General features: G+C 74.6%; 11 protein-coding genes and 1 pseudogene. 5 read left to right on the forward strand and 7 right to left on the reverse strand.

All coding sequences use genetic code 11. The annotated features are described in order from the left end of the window. The first annotated feature begins 32 nt into the window (after window positions 1-32). Entirely contained in the window at window positions 33-2,345 is a 2,313-nt protein-coding gene (locus tag OHS82_RS10500; protein ID WP_107105128.1) for an ABC transporter permease, read from the forward strand. A gap of 226 nt (window positions 2,346-2,571) precedes the next feature. Here the strand turns inward: OHS82_RS10500 and OHS82_RS10505 are convergent, their stop codons facing one another. After that, a complete protein-coding gene (locus tag OHS82_RS10505) occupies window positions 2,572-4,506 on the reverse strand; it encodes an ABC transporter ATP-binding protein (RefSeq protein ID WP_057576129.1) in 1,935 nt (644 codons plus the stop codon). A 180-nt stretch (window positions 4,507-4,686) separates the two neighbouring features. Here OHS82_RS10505 and OHS82_RS10510 point away from each other — a divergent pair. The 4 genes and pseudogenes from OHS82_RS10510 to OHS82_RS10525 all read left to right on the forward strand — a co-directional run. After that, a pseudogene (locus OHS82_RS10510) lies at window positions 4,687-5,049 on the forward strand (hypothetical protein); the annotation flags it as partial. 444 nt (window positions 5,050-5,493) lie between these two features. Beyond that, window positions 5,494-6,522, forward strand: coding sequence for an ABC transporter substrate-binding protein (locus OHS82_RS10515; RefSeq protein ID WP_057576127.1), 1,029 nt, complete (start codon window positions 5,494-5,496; stop codon window positions 6,520-6,522). A gap of 65 nt (window positions 6,523-6,587) precedes the next feature. Next, window positions 6,588-7,553 carry a FecCD family ABC transporter permease gene (locus OHS82_RS10520; protein ID WP_057576269.1) on the forward strand — a complete coding sequence of 322 codons (966 nt, stop codon included), beginning with the start codon at window positions 6,588-6,590 and terminating at the stop codon, window positions 7,551-7,553. Beyond that, window positions 7,550-8,353 (forward strand): ABC transporter ATP-binding protein, encoded by an 804-nt coding sequence (locus OHS82_RS10525; RefSeq protein WP_057576126.1) that lies wholly within the window; start codon window positions 7,550-7,552, stop codon window positions 8,351-8,353. Before OHS82_RS10520 ends, OHS82_RS10525 begins: the two co-directional genes overlap by 4 nt. A 141-nt stretch (window positions 8,354-8,494) precedes the next feature. On the opposite strand, the gene OHS82_RS10530 is transcribed toward OHS82_RS10525, so the two are convergent. The 6 genes from OHS82_RS10530 to OHS82_RS10555 all read right to left on the reverse strand — a co-directional run bounded on the left by OHS82_RS10530 (window position 8,495) and on the right by OHS82_RS10555 (window position 18,028). Beyond that, the gene (locus tag OHS82_RS10530) at window positions 8,495-9,019 is read right to left on the reverse strand and encodes a copper chaperone PCu(A)C (protein ID WP_057576124.1); all 525 of its coding nucleotides are present in this window, start codon (window positions 9,017-9,019) and stop codon (window positions 8,495-8,497) included. Further along, window positions 9,016-11,283 (reverse strand): heavy metal translocating P-type ATPase, encoded by a 2,268-nt coding sequence (locus OHS82_RS10535; RefSeq protein WP_057576121.1) that lies wholly within the window; start codon window positions 11,281-11,283, stop codon window positions 9,016-9,018. Before OHS82_RS10535 ends, OHS82_RS10530 begins: the two co-directional genes overlap by 4 nt. Further along, the gene (locus OHS82_RS10540) at window positions 11,283-11,534 is read right to left on the reverse strand and encodes a hypothetical protein (RefSeq protein ID WP_328436048.1); all 252 of its coding nucleotides are present in this window, start codon (window positions 11,532-11,534) and stop codon (window positions 11,283-11,285) included. The genes OHS82_RS10535 and OHS82_RS10540 overlap by 1 nt, the downstream gene beginning before the upstream one ends. Window positions 11,535-11,710: 176 nt before the next feature. Beyond that, window positions 11,711-14,434, reverse strand: coding sequence for an SWIM zinc finger family protein (locus tag OHS82_RS10545; protein ID WP_328433756.1), 2,724 nt, complete (start codon window positions 14,432-14,434; stop codon window positions 11,711-11,713). After that, window positions 14,434-17,286: a DEAD/DEAH box helicase gene (locus OHS82_RS10550; protein ID WP_328436049.1), complete on the reverse strand. Its 2,853-nt coding sequence runs from the start codon at window positions 17,284-17,286 to the stop codon at window positions 14,434-14,436. The genes OHS82_RS10545 and OHS82_RS10550 overlap by 1 nt, the downstream gene beginning before the upstream one ends. 148 nt (window positions 17,287-17,434) lie before the next feature. Then, window positions 17,435-18,028, reverse strand: coding sequence for a hypothetical protein (locus OHS82_RS10555; RefSeq protein ID WP_057576115.1), 594 nt, complete (start codon window positions 18,026-18,028; stop codon window positions 17,435-17,437). Window positions 18,029-18,091: the final 63 nt, after the last annotated feature.

The raw sequence follows: 18,091 nt of genomic DNA on the forward strand, positions 1-18,091 counted from the left end.
GCCGGCCGTGGGGCAGGTCGGCAGACCTCGCCATGGGAGCCCGGTTCGCCGTCACCGGCGGCCGCGAGGGCTGGGTCCGGACGACGCTGACGGCGGTCGGCGTCGGCCTCGGTGTGCTCCTGCTCCTGCTCTGCACCGCGGTGCCCAACGTGATGGCCTCCCGCAGCAGCGTGGAGGACGCCCGCTACGCCGACTTGTACTCCCCCGATGTTCCGCCCAGGGCCGACAACACCCTGCTGATCGCCGACGCCGACACCACCTGGCACGACGACGACGTCCGGGGCCGGTTCCTCGAGCCCGAGGGCACGCGGGCGCCGCTGCCCCCGGGGGTCGACCGCTTCCCGGGCAAGGGCGAGATGGTGGTCTCCCCCGCGCTCGAGAAACTGCTCGACTCGGACGACGCGCAACTGCTGCGCGAGCGCCTGCCGTACCGGATCACCGGCACGATCGGCGAGCGCGGGCTGATCGGCTCGCACGAACTGGTCTACTACGCGGGAGCCTCGGGGCTGACGCTGTCGGACACCGCCCGGGTCACGCGGCTGACCGAGTTCGGCAGACCGGACGCGACGGCCGAGAAGACCGACCCGGTGCTGCTGCTCATGATCGCGGTCGTGTTCGTCGTACTGCTGACGCCGGTCGCCGTGTTCATCGCGGCCGCCGTCCGCTTCGGCGGCGAACGCCGCGACCGCCGCCTCGCCGCGCTGCGCCTGGTCGGCTCCGACCGGGGCATGACCCGGCGGATCGCGGCGGGAGAGGCGCTGGCCGGATCCCTGCTGGGCCTGGCCGTGGGCACCGGCCTCTTCCTGCTGGGCCGGCAGAAACTGGGCACCAGCGAGTTGCTGGGCGTGAGCGTCTGGCCCAGCTACCTCGACCCCGCTCCCGCGCTCGCCGCGCTGGTCGTGGTGGCGGTGCCGGTCGCCGCGGTGCTGGTCACGCTGCTCGCGATGCGCGGCGTGGTCGTCGAACCCCTCGGTGTGGTGCGCGCGGCCAAGCAGCGCCGCCGCCGGCTGTGGTGGCGGCTGCTGCCGCCGCTGGCCGGCCTCGCGATGCTCTACCCGATGATCGGCCAGGGCCACACGAACGGGAACTTCAACCAGTACCTCGTCATCGGCGGCGTCCTGATGCTGCTGATCGGCATCACCGCCCTGCTGCCCTGGGTCGTGGAGGCGGTCGTCGTCCGGCTCGGCAGGGGCCCGCTGTCCTGGCAGCTGGCCGTGCGACGGCTGCAGCTGAGCAGCGGCACCGCCGCCCGCATGGTCAACGGCATCGCCGTGGCGGTGGCCGGGGCCATCGCGCTGCAGATGCTCTTCACGGGCACGCAGGACCAGTACACCGAGAACACCGGCCAGGACCCCGCCCGGGTCCAGATGCAGGTCAACTTCAGCGGCCCCAGGCAGCTTTCCGGCGTCGAGCGCGAATTCGCCGGCGCCAAGGGCGTCAGGACCGCGGTGGCCCTGGCCCGCTCCCAGTACGGGGACTCCCGTCGCAACCCGGAGAACAGCGAAGGCCTGACCGTCGGCGACTGCGCCGCCCTGCGCGAACTCGCCGCACTGCCCTCCTGCAAGGACGGTGACGTGTTCGTCACGAGAACGCGGACCGGCTACGAGGACCCCAGCAACGCATCCCAGATCGCCCTGCTGAAGTCCGGCAGGCAGCTCTACATCGACCCGACGTACGACGGCGCCGAACGGGGCCGCGAGGTGCCCTGGACCGTTCCGGCGAACATCCGGGTGGTGGACGCGCGCAAGGACTCACTGCTGAACTACACCAGTCTGCTGGTCACCCCCGCCGCCCTGCCCGCCGCGGCCGCGCCCGCGGTGTTCTCGGACGGCGTCTACTTGCGCCTGGACCCCTCGGTGCCGGACTCACGCGAGTACGTGCGCAACGTCGCCGCCCGCATCGACCCCCTGGCACAGACCTTCGGGTGGACGGCGGCCCAGGAGAACGGCCTGTACACCTCCATCCGCACCGGTCTGTTCATCGGCTCCGCCTTCGTGCTGGCGCTGATCGGCGCGAGTCTGCTGGTCTCCCAGCTGGAGCAGCTGCGCGAGCGCCGGAAGCTGCTGTCCGCGCTGGTCGCCTTCGGCACCCGGCGCCGCACGCTGAGCATGTCGGTGCTGTGGCAGACGGCCCTCCCGGTCGGACTCGGCCTCGTCCTGGCCACGACGGTGGGGGTGACCCTCGGCGTCGTCCTGCTGAAGATGACCCGTACACCGGTGACGATGGACTGGACGAGCGTGCTCGCCATGGCCGGCGTGGGCGCGGCCGTGGTCGGCGTGGTCACGCTGCTGAGCCTGCCGCCGCTGCTGCGCATGATGCGCCCTGCGGGCCTGCGCACGGAATAGGCCGCACCCTGCGGCGGAGTGGGCTCCTCCCGGCCGGGAGGAGCCCACTCCCGCATGCGGGTCCCGCATGCGGGCACGTCCGGACGTGGCGTGCCGGACGGCGTCGTCGCCCGTCGGGCAGCAGTCGGGCAGCAGTCGGGCGGGACAAACCCGTCGCGCCCTTCCCTGCCGGGTCAGAGGTCTCCGGGGCCGGGCGCCGCCTCGGGAGGGCGCCCGCCGCACCCGGTCACGTGGACCCGGTGCCCGTCCGCACGTGCGACGACGGCCTGTGGTCCTCGTCCGGCGTCGGACCGGCAGGTCCGGGAAGCCCGCCGGGGCCGGACGCCGGGACCGGATCTTCCGGGGCCGGGTCCCCCGGGGCCGGCTCGGTGCTCTCGCCGAGGAATCCGCCCGACTGGTGCTGCCACAGCTTGGCGTAGGCGCCGTTCGCCGCGAGCAGCTCCTCGTGGGATCCCTCCTCGACGACGCTTCCGCGGTCGAGGACGACGAGCCGGTCCATGCCGGCGACGGTGCTCAGACGGTGGGCGACCACCAGAGCGGTGCGTCCGTCCATCAGCCGCCACAGGGCGTCCTGGACGAGGAGTTCGCTCTCCGAGTCCAGCGCGCTGGTCGCCTCGTCGAGCAGCAGGATGGGGGCGTCGCGCAGGATGGCCCTGGCGAGGGCGACGCGCTGACGCTGGCCGCCCGAGAGTTTCACCCCCCGCTCCCCCACCAAGGTCCCGAACCCCTCGGGGAGTTGGTCGGCGAACTCCGTCACGTGTGCGGCCTCGGCCGCGGCGCGGATCGCCTCGTCGGTGGCGCCGGGCCGGGCGAAGGCGATGTTGTCCCGCAGACTGCGGTGGAACATGGCGGGTTCCTGCGGAACGTACGCGATCAGGGAGCGCAGGTCGCTCTGGCGCAGCCGGCTGATGTCCTGACCTCCGATCAGGATGCGTCCGCCGTCGATGTCCGACATCCGCAGCAGAAGCCGGGTCAGTGTGGTCTTGCCGCCGCCGGACCTGCCGACCAGACCGATCCGCGCGCCTGCGGGCACGTCCAGTTCGAGTTTCCGGAAGATCGGCTTCGCGCCCGCGTGGGCGAAGGTCACCGCCTCGAAGCGGACGCCGGTGTCCCGCGCCGCGAGCGGTTCGGGTTCCGTCGGGTCGAGCACGGTGGGCGGATCCAGCAGCAGTTCGGTGAACTGCGCGGCCTCGGTCATCGAGCTTTCCAGACGCCGGTAGATCTGGTTGAACTCGAACATGATCTGGGTCGCGTTGGAGTAGTAGGTGAACGCGACGACGACCTCCTCCACTCCCTGACCCGAGCCGCCGAAGGCGATCGCGACCACCAGGCCCAGCACGTTGGTGAGCACGGACATGGGGGCGATCAGGGTGTCGACGCGCAGATTTCCGTAGTCCCACGACCGCAGCGTCAGACGCCGGGAGTCCGCGACGCGGCTGCGGTGTTCGTCGGCCTCCCGCCGCTCGGCCGCGAACGCCCGGATGGTCTCCATGTTGACGAGACTGTCGGCGACGTGTCCGGAGACCCGGGCGATCGCCGCCTCACGGTCGTGGACGAGCATCTGCCGGCGACGGATCAGCGGTGTCGCGGCCGCCACGGTCAGCGCGATCATCACGAGGAGCCCGACGACGAGCATCGGTTCGTAGCTCCACAGCACCACGGCGCCGAACACCAGCGGGACGAGACTGCCCACGATCCGGTACGTGACGGTGTCGACGAAGTCCTCGAAGCGCTTGCCGAAGCTCAGCACCCGTTTGGTCAGGGAGCCGGCGAAGTTGTCGTGGAAGAACGCCGCGTCCTTGGCGAGGAGTTCGTCCATGCCGCTGACGTACAGGTGTTCCATGCCGAGGGCGTCCACACGGTTCAGGCAGTGCTGGCCGACGCGCCACACGGCCTCGGCGAGCAGCAGCGTCGCGCCGAAGCCCAGCACGTACGGCAGTGCCGAGCCAAGGGTGAGACCGCTGTCGTCGGCAGCCTGCCCTGCCAGTTTGGCGATCAGCAGGGGGGCGATGTAGCGGATGCCGATGTTGCCCACGGCGGGCAGCAGCAGCGCGGGCAGGGCCACCCGTCGTAGTCGCAGCAGTTCCAGGCCGTAGCGGCGCAGCGCCAGAACGACCGCGCTCCTGCCCGGCGTCGACCCTCGTGTATCTGTCGTTCCCATCACGCTCCCGGTGGTTCGGAAGCCGGAAGTGTCCCGTCCACGGAGGTCCACAGTCCAGGCATTTACTGCGGAACGGCGATAACCGGACACTGCCGCCCTTCCCCGTACGCAGTGGACGTGTCCGACGGCCAGCGGGCGAGGTCTGCTTCCGCGTCGCCCCAGGTCAGGCGCCGGTGCACGGTGGGCCCCCGGACCACGGGGCGCCGGCCGGGACAGGGCGAGCGGCGCTGGCCGCCCTTCCGGGGCGTCGGCGGCAGTCACGGAAGGCCGCGGACTCGGCGGCGGGAGCAGGGGGTTGGACAGACGCGCGGCATCGACGCCGTCACCGCGATCCTGGGCGTCCTGCTGTCCGGAGCCGCGTGCTGTCCCCTCGACCCGGGCGCGCCCGACACCCGTACGGCGGCGCTCCTGGCGGACGCGGAGCCCGCCCTGGTCCTCACCACCGGCGCGCAGGCCGCCCGGTTCGCGGACCGCGCCGTCCTGCTGCTCGACGCCCCGGACACCGCGGTCCGGTCGCCGGTCGCGGCCGCCGCGACCATGGGCGATCCGGCGTACGTCATCCACACGTCGGGGTCCACCGGCCGGCCCAAGGGCGTGGAGATCTGTCCGACCGAGGCGACGGTGGTCGCCGCCGTGGCCGCGCCGCACGACCCGGCGCTCTCCCCGGGCGACGTGCCGATCGGGGTTGCGCTGCCCGGCATGCGGGCCGTCGTCCTCGGCGAGCACCTCTACCTCGTCGGAGACGCGCCGGCCCCCGGCTACCGCGGCGGCCGGCCCCGGACGCGGCGCGGTTCGCCCCGGGAGCGGCCTGGAAGGCAGCGGCATCGTCTGCCCGCCGGCCGACCACGCCCTGGTGTTCCGCTACCTGGACCACTGCGTCAAGACCGGGACGCTGCCCGTCCGCAACGGGGAGCTGACTCCCGGGAACCGGGGCGGACTTCGCCACGACTACTGAAGCGCAGTCCGCCCTACCCTCCGAGGAGACCCATGTTGACGAAACGGCCCGTCGCCGTCGGCCTGGCCGGCGTTCTCTGCCTCGCCACCGCGGCCTGCGGAGCCTCGTCCTCCCCGACGACGCAGACCGCCGCCGGGACGCCTGCCGCCGGATACCCGGTGACCATCGAGAACTGCGGGCAGAGCACGACGTACACGCGGGCGCCGAGCCGGGTGGTCGTCATGAACGGCGCCTCCGTCGCCGAGGTCTCCGCGCTGCTGGCGCTCGGTCTCGGCGACCGCATCGTCGTCAACGGGCAGTCCTACGGGATGTCCGAGGTGGCCGGCCGGGCCAAGGCCATCAAGGCGCTGCCCACCGGGGGCATCAAGCTGAACGACGCCTACGACATCCCCCGCGAGGCGATGCTGGGCCTGCGCCCCGACCTCGTCCTGTCGACCACGTCGTACGGCTTCGACGCGAAGAACGGCTTCGCGACCCGCGAGGACCTGAAGGCCGTCGACGCCCGCACCTACGTCTCCCCGCAGGGCTGCGACCAGGACACCTCCCGCATGACGGTCGAGGACAGCTACACGCTGCTGCGCGACCTGGGAAAGATCTTCCATGTCGGCGACCGGGCCGAGAAGCTCATCGCCGCGTCGAAGAAGCGCATCGGCGCCATATCGGCCGGGGTCAGGGGCGAGAAGACGCCCGGCGTCATGGTGGTGTTCTCCAACATGGCCATGGGCGGCAACGACTTCAGTTCCATCGCGGCCAACGGCATCTGGAACGACGTCCTCGCCAAGGCCGGCGGCCGCAACGCCTTCGCCTCCGCGTCCACCGCCTCCTTCGCCGACCTCAGCAAGGAGAAGGTCGCCGCCGAGCCGGTCGACGCGCTCGTGGTCATCAGCTACAACGACCCCAACCCCGCGGCGTACGCCCGCACTCTGCTCAAGGAGTTCCCCCAGTGGCCGGCCGCGAAGAACGACCGTTACACGGTGCTGTCCGACTCGATCTACCTCGGCCCCAGCAACGACCTGGCGGTGGACAAGATCGCCAGGATGCTCCATCCCGACGCGTTCTGAAACGCCGGGCGCGGCTGAGCCCCACGCTGGTCCTGGTCGCCCTGCTGGTCGTGCTCGTCCTCGTCATGATGACGGCGATCAGCATCGGCGCGGTCGGCGTGCCGCTGGGCGACGTGTGGCGGATCGTGCTCCACCACCTGGGGGGCGGCGGGGCGAGCGGTGACCCGGCCGTGGACCAGATCGTCTGGAACTTCCGCACCCCGCGCGTCGTCCTCGCGGCACTGGTCGGCGCGGGCCTGGCGGTCTCCGGCGTGGTGCTGCAGGCCGTCGTGGCCAATCCGCTCGCCGACCCGTACGTGCTGGGCGTCTCCTCCGGCGCCTCCCTCGGCGCGGTCCTCGTCATCACGCTCACCAGCGGCGCCCTCGGGGGACTCGGCGTGTCGGCGGCCGCGTTCGTGGGCGCCGTCGGCGCGGTCGTGCTGGTCTTCCTGCTGGGACGACGCGGCGGGCGGCTCGCCCCCACCCGGCTGGTCCTGTCGGGCGTCGCCGTCGGGTACCTGTTCCTGGCGGCCACCAGCTACCTCCAGCTGCAGGCCACGCCCACCGAACTGCGCACCGTCATGTTCTGGATGCTGGGCAGCGTGGCCGGCGCCCAGTGGGGTCAACTGCCCGTCGTGGGGACCGTCGTCGTCACCACCACGGTGGCCCTGTCGCTGTTCGGACGCCGGCTGAACGCGCTGCTCGCCGGCGAGGAGTCGGCCGTCGCGCTCGGTGTCGACGTGCACCGGCTGCGCGCCCTGCTGCTGGCCCTTGCCTCCCTGCTCACCGGGACGGTCATCGCCGTGGCCGGCGGCATCGGCTTCGTCGGCCTGATGATCCCCCACCTGGTACGCCTCGTCACCGGCGCCGACCACCGCCGGCTGCTGCCCCGGGCCGCCCTGGTCGGCGCCCTCTACCTGGTGGTCGTCGACCTGCTCTCCCGTACGGTCGACCGCCCCGACGAGCTTCCCCTCGGCATCCTCACCGCACTGTTCGGCGCACCCTTCTTCCTGTGGCTGCTGCGCCGCAACAAGAGCCTGGACACCGCATGAAACTCACCGTGGAACAGCTCCACATCACCCTGGACCGGCACCCGATCCTCCATGACGTGGCCCTGGAGGCCCGGCCGGGCGACGTCGTCGGACTCGTCGGGCCCAACGGCAGCGGCAAGTCCACGCTGCTGCGCACCGTCTACCGCTCCCTGCGCCCCCAGCACGGCGTGGTGCGCGTCGACGGCGACGACGTGTGGACCCTCTCGCCGCGCGACGCCGCCCGCCGCACGGCCGCCGTCCTCCAGGACTCCGGCGGCGGTCCGGCCGGGATGTGCGTCTCGGAGATCGTCGCCCTCGGCCGTACGCCGCACCACGGCCTCCTCGGCCGCGACGGCGGCGACGACCGCGCGGCCGTAGAGGAGGCGCTCGACCGGTGCGGCGCCCGCCCGCTGGCCGAGCGGGACTTCGCGTCCCTGTCCGGCGGCGAACGCCAGCGCGTCCTGCTCGCCCGCGCCCTGGCCCAGCGCCCGAGGGTCCTGGTCCTCGACGAGCTCACCAACCACCTCGACATCCGGGCCCGCTTCGAACTCCTCGAGCTGATCCGCTCCACCGGCATCACCACCCTCGCCGTCCTCCACGATCTGGACCTGGCGGCCCGGCTGTGCGACCACCTCGTCGCGCTCCACTGCGGCCGGGTGGTCGCGGCGGGGCCCGTCCTGGACGTCCTGACTCCCGCGCTGCTGCGTGACGTCTTCGGGGTGACGGCCACGGCGGACCGCCACCCGGACGGCGTCGTGCGCGTCACCTACGGGGCCGAGCCGCTCGCCCTGGACCTGCTGCCGGGGACGGCGATCGGCTGACGGGCCGGTCGTACCGCTCGTCGTCGCGCACCGCGCCGGCGGGCTGCGGGCTCGGCCCGCCGCAGCCGGGCCCGCACACGTCCGGGGCCTGCCGCTCGTCCCGCGGAGAGCGACAGGCCCCGGACGGTGTCACGCACGGCGTTACAGGCCGTCCCGGCCCGGACGGACCAGCACGGCGAGGGCCCTCACCGCCCCGCTGTGTTCGAAGTGCAGCGTGAAGGCGACCAGGTCGCCGGACTGCCAGCCCTTCTTCGCCGGCAGTATCACGTCGACTCCGCCAGGCGACATGGCGAGGCTCCGCCCGGCCGGGACGGCGACGGAGTGCACCGTCCGGTCGGACGCCGAGTTGTCCTCGGCCATGACATGGCGGCTCAGGACGGGTGTGCCTTCGCCGGCCTCCCGCGTCGTCACCTTCAGCAGACGGTCCGAGGAGCCCCCGCTGTTGGTGATCCGGAAGAAGGCCGCCGTGACCGGGGTGGCCCCGAAGGGCACCAGCACCTTGCCGTCGGTGACCTCGATCAGCGCCGGACTGCCGGCGTTTCCGGAGGCGGCCCACGCGCTCAGCCCGCCGAGCGCGAGGCCGCACGCGGCGACCGGCGCGAGCGCGCCGAGCAGCGCGTCGGTGAGACGGCGGCCGGTCGGCCGCCACGGGTTCCGACCGGTCATCGAACATTCCTCCGGACGCGCGGCGACGGTTGCCAGGTACGCAGGCGCAGGCTGTTGGCGACGACCAGCACCGAGCTCGCCGACATGGCGGCCGCCGCCGCCATCGGGGTGAGCAGGCCGACCATGGCCGGCGGGACGGTGACGACGTTGTACCCGAACGCCCACACCAGGTTGACGCGGATCGTGCGCAGGGTGCGCCGGGCGAGCAGGACCGCGTCGGCGAGGGCCTCCATGTCGCCGCGGACGAGACTCACCTCGGCGGCGCCGACGGCCGCGTCCGTGCCGCCGCCCATGGCGATCCCCAGGTCGGCGCCCGCCGGCGCCGCGGCGTCGTTCACCCCGTCGCCGACGACCGCGACGCGGTGCCCCTGCTCCTGCAACTCCCGTACGAGGGCGGCCTTGTCCTCGGGTGTGCAGCGTGCCCGCACCTCCGCGATGCCGAGCGCCTCCGCCACGGCCCGGGCCGGCTCCTCACGGTCTCCGGTGGCGAGCACCGGCCGTACGCCCAGGCGCCGCAGCCGCTCCACCGCACGGTAGCTGCCGGGCCGGACGACGTCCCCGATCTCGAGCAGAGCCTCGGCCGCGCCGTCCACCCGCACCAGCACGGGCGTGAGCGCCTCGGACCCGGCCCTGTGAAGAGCGTCCGCGAGCGCGTCGGGCAGATCGTCGTCGGGCGCGAGGACCTCCACCAACCGCCCCTCGACGCGCCCCCGCACGCCCCGCCCCGGCAACGCGCCGAACCCGGTCGCCTCCGGCAGCCCGCGCCCGCCCGACTCCCGCCGGGCGCAGGCGAGGACGGCGCGTCCGAGCGGATGCTCCGACCCCTGTTCCACGGCCGCCGCGAGCCGCAGCACCGCGTCTGCGCCGAGCCCGTCCGGTACGGCGGTGACCCGGACGACGTTCATGTGGCCGCTGGTGAGCGTGCCGGTCTTGTCCAGGACGACGACGTCGACGTGCTGCAGCCCCTCCAGCGCCTGCGGTCCGGTGACCAGGACGCCGAGTCGGGCGCCGCGGCCGGTGGCGGCCATCAGCGCGGTCGGGGTGGCGAGGCCCAGCGCGCACGGGCAGGCCACGACCAGGACCGCGACGCACGCGGTGACCGCCGCCTGCGGTGCGGCCCCCGCGCCCAGCCAGAACCCGAGCGCGCTGACCGCCAGCGCGAGCACGACCGGCACGAAGGCGCCGGCCACCGAGTCCGCCGGCCGCTGCGCCCGCGCCTTCCCCGCCTGAGCCTCTTCCACCAGCTTCGTGATCCGGGCGAGTTGTGTGTCCGCGCCGACGGCCGTCGCCCGCACGAGCAGCAGCCCGCCGGCGTTGACGGCCCCGCCGACCACGACCGATCCCGGTCCGACCTCGACGGGTTCGCTCTCCCTGGTGACCAGCGACAGGTCCACGGCCGAACTGCCCTGCATCACCTGCCCGTCGGTGGCGACCCGCTCGCCCGGTCTGACGAGGAAGACCTGTCCCACCGTCAGCTCCTCCACGGGGACGAGCCGTTCGGAGCCGTCCTCGTCACGGACCGACACCTCTCCGGTCGCCGGCCGGGCCGGCGATCGCAGTGCCTGCCCGGTGCCGTGCCGCGCCCGCGCCTCCAGGAACCGCCCGGCGAGCACGAACAGCGTGACGCCGACGGCCGCTTCGAGGTAGATGTGCGCGACGCCGTCCGGCGCGGTCGGCAGGAGCGTGAACGGCATCCGCATCCCCGGATCGCCGGCGCCCCCGAGGAAGAGCGCGTACGACGACCACGCGAAGGACGCCGCCACGCCCAGCGAGACGAGCGTGTCCATGGTCGCGGCGGCGTGCCGCAGCCCACGGACCGCCCGCACGTGGAAGGGCCAGGCGCCCCACACGGCGACGGGCGCGGCGAGCACGAAACACAGCCACTGCCAGTTCCGGAACTGCAGGCCCGGCGCCATCGACAGCACCAGAACGGGCAGCGCGAGGACGGCCGTGACCACCAGCCGGTGCCGCTCCCGCCGGGTCTCCTCCCCCTCGTCGCCGCCCTCGGCCGCGGGCTCCCGCCGGTGGAGCGGCGCGGGCAGGGCGGCCGTGTAGCCGGCTTTCTCGACGGTCGCGACGAGTTCGTGGGGGCCCACGCCCGCCGGATGGCGTACGCGAGCCGTCCCGGTGGCCAGGTTGACGGTCGCCGTCACCCCGTTCAGCTTGCCGAGCTTCTTCTCGACACGGCTCACGCACGCGGCGCAGGTCATGCCGCCGACGGTCAGGTCGGTCGTCACCAGGACGGTTCCCGGCCGGGCGCCCATCAGCCGTGTCCCCCCGGCATGTCGTCCATGTCGCCCATGTCGTCGCCCCGACCGCCACCGGTGCCTGTGCCGGTGCCGGTGCCCGTGCCGTGCATGCCGGGGGCGACGGGGCCGACGCCGTCACCCACCGCGTAGGACGCCGTGAAGATCAGGACAAGCAGCACGAGGAACCCGCAGAGTGCGGGCACAGGGGCCGCTCTCCGCAGGACCGCTCCCGCGCCGCGCAGGGGAATTCGCCGGAACTCGTCCATCAACCGCGTCTCCTGGTCACGTCGCACGGCGTCACGGGAATCGCGCCGTACCCCTGTAGTGGTCGGGGCGGACACCCGTCGAGTTCCGGTCGCCCGCATGGTGCGCGTCACAGGGACGACGCAGGACGCGGCACGGCCTCGCCGACTCGGCGGACCGGCGCGCACCGGTGGCGCCGTCAGAACTCGCCCGCGCCGCCCAGCCCCGTGAGCGCGCCCACCGGGTCCGGGTCGGGCGTGCCGCGCGGCCACCAGTCGTCATGGCCGGGTTCGGACTCGTAGGCGTACCACAACCCGTCCCGGCCGAAGCGGAGTTGGACATGGCCGCGGGGGTGGGTGAGGTGGTTGCGACGGGGGCGGAAGGCGGGCAGGTCGGCGGCCAGGAGGAGGGGGCGGGCCCGGTCGAAGCGGCCGGCCGGCGGGTCCCAGGACTCCTCCAGGACGGCGAGCCCGTCCGGTCCGCCCTGCCGCCAGGCGGCCACCGCCCGCGCCAGTTCGGACGGGGTGCGGCCGGCCGCGGAGGCCAGCGAGGCGTAGAGGGCCCGGGTGGCGACGGTGAGCCCGGAGCCGGGACGGGACGCGGCGAGCCGTACGGCGTCCTGCCAGAGGGTCAGCGCGCCGATCTCGTCGTGGCCGGTGGTCAGCAGGGCGTGGGCGCGGGCGGCCGCGTCGGTCGCGAGGTGGTCCAGCGCGAAGGAGTCCGGACCGTTCGGCGCGGACGGGTACACCGGAGGCTGCTCGGGGTGCGCGGGCGCGGGCAGAGGGGCCGGGAGGGGCGGCAGCCGGCGCTCGGCGAGGGCCTCCGCGGCCCGCACGCCGGGCAGGGGACGCGGTTGCCGCTCCTGTGCGGCGCGGGCCGCTCGCGCGGCGTTGCGTCGGGACAGCGCGTCCAGCAGTTCGCGCTCGCCCCGGCCGCGCAGCAGGAGCAGCACGAACGGATCGGCGTCGAGCAGTCGCGCGGTCTGGTAGCAGAGGGCGGCCGCGTGCTTGCAGGGGTGACCGCGGTCGGGACAGCTGCAGTGCGGTTCCAGGTCGCCGGGGCCGGGCAGCAGCGGCACCCCGCACTCGGCGAGCGACTCCGGCATCTCCTTGTCGAGCAGTGCGGCGATGTGCCCGGGGTGCTCGACGGCGGCGGCCAGGAAACGCTCCCAGTCCTCCTGGCCGAGGGTGCGCAGCCGGACCTGGACGCGGTACGGGCGGGGGCGGCTGCCCTGCACATAGGCGAGGACGTGTCCCGGCGTGACGGTGATCGCGTCCACGTTCCCCTGCTCGGCGTAACCGCGCCCGCGGACCACGCGCTTGGGGTCGAGGGCGCCCTCCTCGAGCGCGGCGACCCAGGCGTTCCCCCACCAGGTCCCGGCGAAGGCTCCGCCGGTGCGCGGGGGGAAGGCCGGGAAGGTGCGGCGGTGATCGCCGTCCCGGGAGGGGGCGGCCATGGAACGGGGGGTGTGGGGCGGGACGTCGTCGAGCACCGGCGAGAAGGCACGGGCCTCGCGCCCGTGAGGACCGTCGAGGCCGTCCGGGCCGTTCTCCCCATGATCCCGGCGGACCCCTCGGACGGGCTCCGGTCCGGGTCCGCGCCCGGGTCCAGGTCCGTAGCGGGACTCGGCCTCGGGGACGGACCCGGGAGCGAAGCCGGGGCCGGGCGCGGGCGCGGGCTCGGGGACGGATGCAGGAGCGAAGCGGGGCTCGGGCGCAGGCTCGGGCTCGGGGACGGACACGGGAGCGGAGCGGGGGCCGGGCGCGGGCTCGGATGCGAAGGCGGTGTCGGCATCGGTACGGGCCTCGGGATCGGGTGCGTGCTCGGCGGCGTCGTCCGAGGGCATGCGGAAGGAGTCGGCGAGCAACTCCCTGACCGCGCGGGCGCGTTCCTCGGCGAGCCGGTCGCGGGTGCGGTCCGCTCGCCGGTCATCGGCCGAGCGCCCGGCGGGCGGCGCGGCGGAACGCGTCTCGGGGCTCGGGCCGGGGCGGTGCCGCCCACGGCCGGAGGCCGTCTCACGAGCCGGCCGGGCGGGCGTCTCGGCGACAGTCCGAGGCTCGGCTGCGGACGGGCCGCGGCGCGCCTGTGCCCGGGCCGCGCGCAGGGCCTCACGGGCGACGTCCCCCGGACGTGGGCCCGTCGTCACGGGCGGAGCGGTCGTGACGTCCGGGACGGGGTCGGCGGGTGGGGGCATGGTGTCCCGGCCGGCCGTGAGGCGGGGGGAGGACGCCGCCGGGCTCCCGGCCCCCGCCCGGTCCACGGCGGCCGGCCCTGCGGGCGCAGGCGGCACGTCGGGCGCCGCAGGCCGGGAACCGGTCACGGGGACGGCGTCCGGGCCGGCGGTCGGACCGGGCGCGGCCTCGGGGCAGCCGCCGGCGGAACCCGAGCCGGACGCGAGCCGCAGACCGGGTGCGGCCTCCAGGCGACCGCCGGTGGAACCCGCCTCCCCCGCGGCACCGGCGGCGACGTCGCCCACCGGTGCGGAGCCGCCCACAGAACCGCTGCCGGACGCGGCGCCCGAGCCGGACGCGAGGCGCGGGCCGGCGGTCGGACGAGCGGCGGCCTCCAGGCCGGCGCCGGGGGCGCGCCCCGTTCCGGGCGCCGAGTCGACGGCCGGCTCGGCGGCCGGCTCGGGGTCGGTCACCGGGACGGTGTCGGTCGCGGGACCTGAGGCGTCGACGGGGTCGGGGGCGGCCTCGGAACCCTGGTCGGCCGGGGTGGGGGCGGGCTGCGGGGTCCGGCGCAGGGCCGCGCGGGCGGCGTCGGCAGGCCGGGGCGCGGCGGGGGCCGCGGGGCGGTCGGGCCGGTCCGTGCCTCGCTCGGCGTGCTGCTGCGCGCTCTGCTCCTGCTGCCGCTCCCGGGCCTCCCGCAGCGCCCGGCGCGCCTCGTCGGCCGGCCCGGTGCTCTGGCGCGGTTCGCTCATCACGCCTGCCTCCGCAGCCTGACCAGGTCGGTGAGTTCACGGTCCGTGAGTTCGGTAAGGGCCGACTCCCCGGAGCCGAGGATCGCGTCGGCCAGAGCGCGCTTGACCTGGAGCATCTCGGCGATGCGGTCCTCGACCGTGCCCTCGGTGATGAGGCGGTGCACCTGGACCGGCTGGGTCTGGCCGATGCGGTAGGCGCGGTCCGTGGCCTGTTCCTCCACCGCAGGGTTCCACCAGCGGTCGAAGTGCACGACGTGCCCCGCGCGCGTCAGGTTGAGGCCGGTGCCGGCGGCCTTCAGGGACAGCACGAGGACCGGGGTCGCGCCGCTCTGGAAGCGGTCCACCATCCGTTCCCGCTCCGGCACCGGAGTCCCGCCGTGCAGCAGGTCGACGGGGACGGCGCGGGCGGTGAGGTGGGCGGTGATCAGACGGGCCATGCCGACGTACTGGGTGAAGACGAGGGCCGAGCCGTCCTCCGCGAGGAGGGTGTCCAACAGCTCGTCCAGCAGGGCGAGTTTGCCGGAGCGGGCGGCGAGGGCGTCCCCGACGGCGGCGCCGGTCTCCTTGAGGTACAGGGCCGGGTGGTCGCAGATCTGCTTCAGCGCGCCGAGGAGTTTCAGCACCAGGCCGCGGCGGGCGATGCCGTCCGCCGTCTCGATGGCCAGCAGGGACTCGCGGACCACCGCCTCGTAGAGGGCGGCCTGTTCGCGGGTGAGCGGGACCGGGTGGTCGGTCTCCGTCTTGGGCGGCAGCTCGGGCACGATGCCGGGGTCGGACTTCTTGCGGCGCAGGAGGAACGGGCGGACCAGCCGGGCGAGGCGCTCCACCGCCTGGTCGTCCTCGCCGTTCTCCACCGCGCGCGCGTGCCGGGCGCGGAAGGACTTCAGGGGGCCGAGGAGTCCGGGTGTCGTCCAGTCGAGCAGCGCCCAGAGCTCGGACAGGTTGTTCTCGACGGGGGTGCCGGTCAGGGCCACGCGCGCGGGCGTCGGGATCGTGCGCAGCGCCTTCGCCGTCGCCGAGTAGGGGTTCTTCACGTGCTGCGCCTCGTCCGCGACGACCATGCCCCAGGGCTGCCCGGCCAGCGCCGGGGCCGCCGACCGCATCGTGCCGTACGTGGTGAGGACGAAGCCGCCGGACAGCTCGTCCAGGCTGCGGTCGGGGCCGTGGAAGCGGCGGACGGGCACCCCGGGCGCGAAGCGGTTGATCTCGCGCTGCCAGTTGCCCAGCAGGGAGGCCGGGCACACCACCAGGGTGGGCTCGGTGCGGGCCCGCTTCAGGTGCAGGGCGATGACGGTGATCGTCTTGCCGAGGCCCATGTCGTCGGCGAGACAGCCGCCGAGGCCGAGGGAGGTCATCAGGTCCAGCCAGGCCAGGCCGCGCAGCTGGTAGTCGCGCAGGACGGCGTGCAGACCGGCGGGCGGCTCGGCGGGCAGCACCCCGGCGGTGAGGCGGTCGCGCAGGGCTGCCAGGGCGCCGACCGGGACCGCCTCGACGGTCTCGCCGTCGACCTCGGCCACGCCGGAGAGGGCGACGGACAGGGCGTCGACCGGGTCGAGCAGGCCCAGTTCGCGTTTGCGGGCCTTGCGCACCAGCGCCGGGTCGACCAGCACCCACTGGTCGCGCAGACGCACCACCGGGCGGTGGGCCTCCGCCAGCGCGTCCATCTCCGCGTCGCTGAGCGGGTCGCCGCCGAGCGCCAGCTGCCATCGGAACTGCAGCAGTTCCTCGCCCTCGAAGAATCCCCCGCCGTCGGTCGCGGAGCCGGGCGCCGGGCGCACCACGGCGGACGCGCTGAGGTCCTGTGCCAGGTCCCGGGGCCAGTGCACGGCGACCCCGGCCGCGGCGAGCCGGGTGGCGGCCACGCCGAGCAGGTCGCCCAGCTCGTCCTCCGAGAGGGCCAGGACGTCCGGCGCGTCCTGTTCGGCGAGCCGGGCGAGCGGCGGCCACACGCGGGCCGCGCGCCGCACGGCGAGGGCCGCGTCCACGCGTGCGCGTGCCCCGAAGGCCGCGTCGGCCTCGCCCGCCCACAGCGCGGCCGCGTCCGTCACCAGGGTCGGGTCTGCGAGGTTGTGCACCTGGACGATCGCCGCGCCGGCGCTGCGCACCCGCGCCCCGCCGTGGCCGTCGCCGCCGGGCGCGTCGAACATGTCGTACGCCGACAGGTCGAGGCGCAGCGAGATCCGCACGCCCGCGTCCATGCCTGCGGCGACTTCCGCGGCCCAGTCGTGGGCGCCGGGCAGCCGCTGGGGCCGGCGGTCCGCGAAGGGCCTGCCGCAGGCGTGCGGCGCGGCCGGGGTGCGGGGCAGGGTGTCCGCCACCGCGTCGAGGAAGGAGCGCATCAGGGCCTCGGGCCGGGGCAGCAGGAGCGGGCCGGAGCCGGGGAGCGGCACGGCGTGGCCCTCGTGCGGGAGGGCGGCGGCGACCGCGCGCAGGTGCGCGATGTCCTCCGGGTCCAGCGGGCCCGCGCGCCAGGCGTCGTGTCCGGCGGGCGTCAGGCCGGGCAGGAGGCGGCCGCGGGCGGCGAGCCGCAGCGCGTGCAGGGCGGCCGCGCCCCAGCAGGCGGTCGCCGGGTGGGCGGCGGGGTCGTGGCGGGCGCGCACGAGCAGCGGGAGCGCGGCGTCGACCGGCAGCGACAGGGCGGGGGTCTGCCGGCGGCGGATCGTCGCGCCATGCCGCCGGACGACGGTGAGCTCCGTGTGTTCCGCCTCCGCCGCGGCGGGCAGCGCGTCGCCCGCCGGGTCCCAGAAGGCGACGCGGCCCTCGCGCGGGAGGGGGGCGGGCAGGAAGACGGCGGCGAGCCGCACGGAGACGGAGAGGGAACCGGGCTCGGCAGCAGCCGTCCCGTCGGCCATGACGCTCATGCCGGGTGTCCACCTCCCGCCCGCCTGTCGGATCAGTCGTCTTCGACTCTACGGGCGGGGTCTGACAATCGGCCCCGGGCGGCCGGCCGGTCACCCCGTCGGGTCCGGCCGGGGCGCCGGGCGGGACCCGGGAGCCGGGTCAGGGAACCGTGCGGGAGACGACGTACACGAACGGGAAGACCGCGTTTCCGGTGTTCACGACGATGTCCAGCGTCGGCTGCGGGTTCTTGCGCTCGAGGACGATGCCGAAGTCGTCCCCCGGACGCGAGCCGGGTCCGCTGAACTTCCAGCCGGTGATCTCCTGGTCGCGGGCGCTGATGGCGATGTCGCCCTTCTTCAGGTCGTCCCGGCCGACGCCGATCTCCGCGAGGAACTGGTCGAGGCCGGCTTGCGTGGTCTGGAACTGCACGTAGAGCCGGCTGGTCTTCCAGTTGTTCGTCTCGTAGTAGGCGACCTTGTTGGCGGGGTGCGGGACCGGCACCTGGTACAGGCGGCGCTGCACCTTCGAGGGCCAGCCCTCGGTCAGGCCGGTCGCCGAGTACTTCGCCTCCTTGTCCTTGCCGCTGCTGCGGCTCTGGTCGGCGGAGATCACCAGGTAGCCGGCCGGGACGCCGATGAGCAGCACGATGATCAGCAGGGTGAGCGCCCGGCGGCGGATCATGTGCCGGCGGTCCTCCGGCGGGCGGGGCGGCTCGCCGGGGGACGCGGCCTGGCGGGGCAGCGGCGCTGTCATGCGGGGTCCGAGGTCGTGCGGGGCGGCGGTACCGGGGTCATGCGATGTCCTGGGCGAAGGGCG

Source organism: Streptomyces sp. NBC_00425 (assembly GCF_036030735.1).
In the GTDB taxonomy this organism is placed as follows: domain Bacteria; phylum Actinomycetota; class Actinomycetes; order Streptomycetales; family Streptomycetaceae; genus Streptomyces.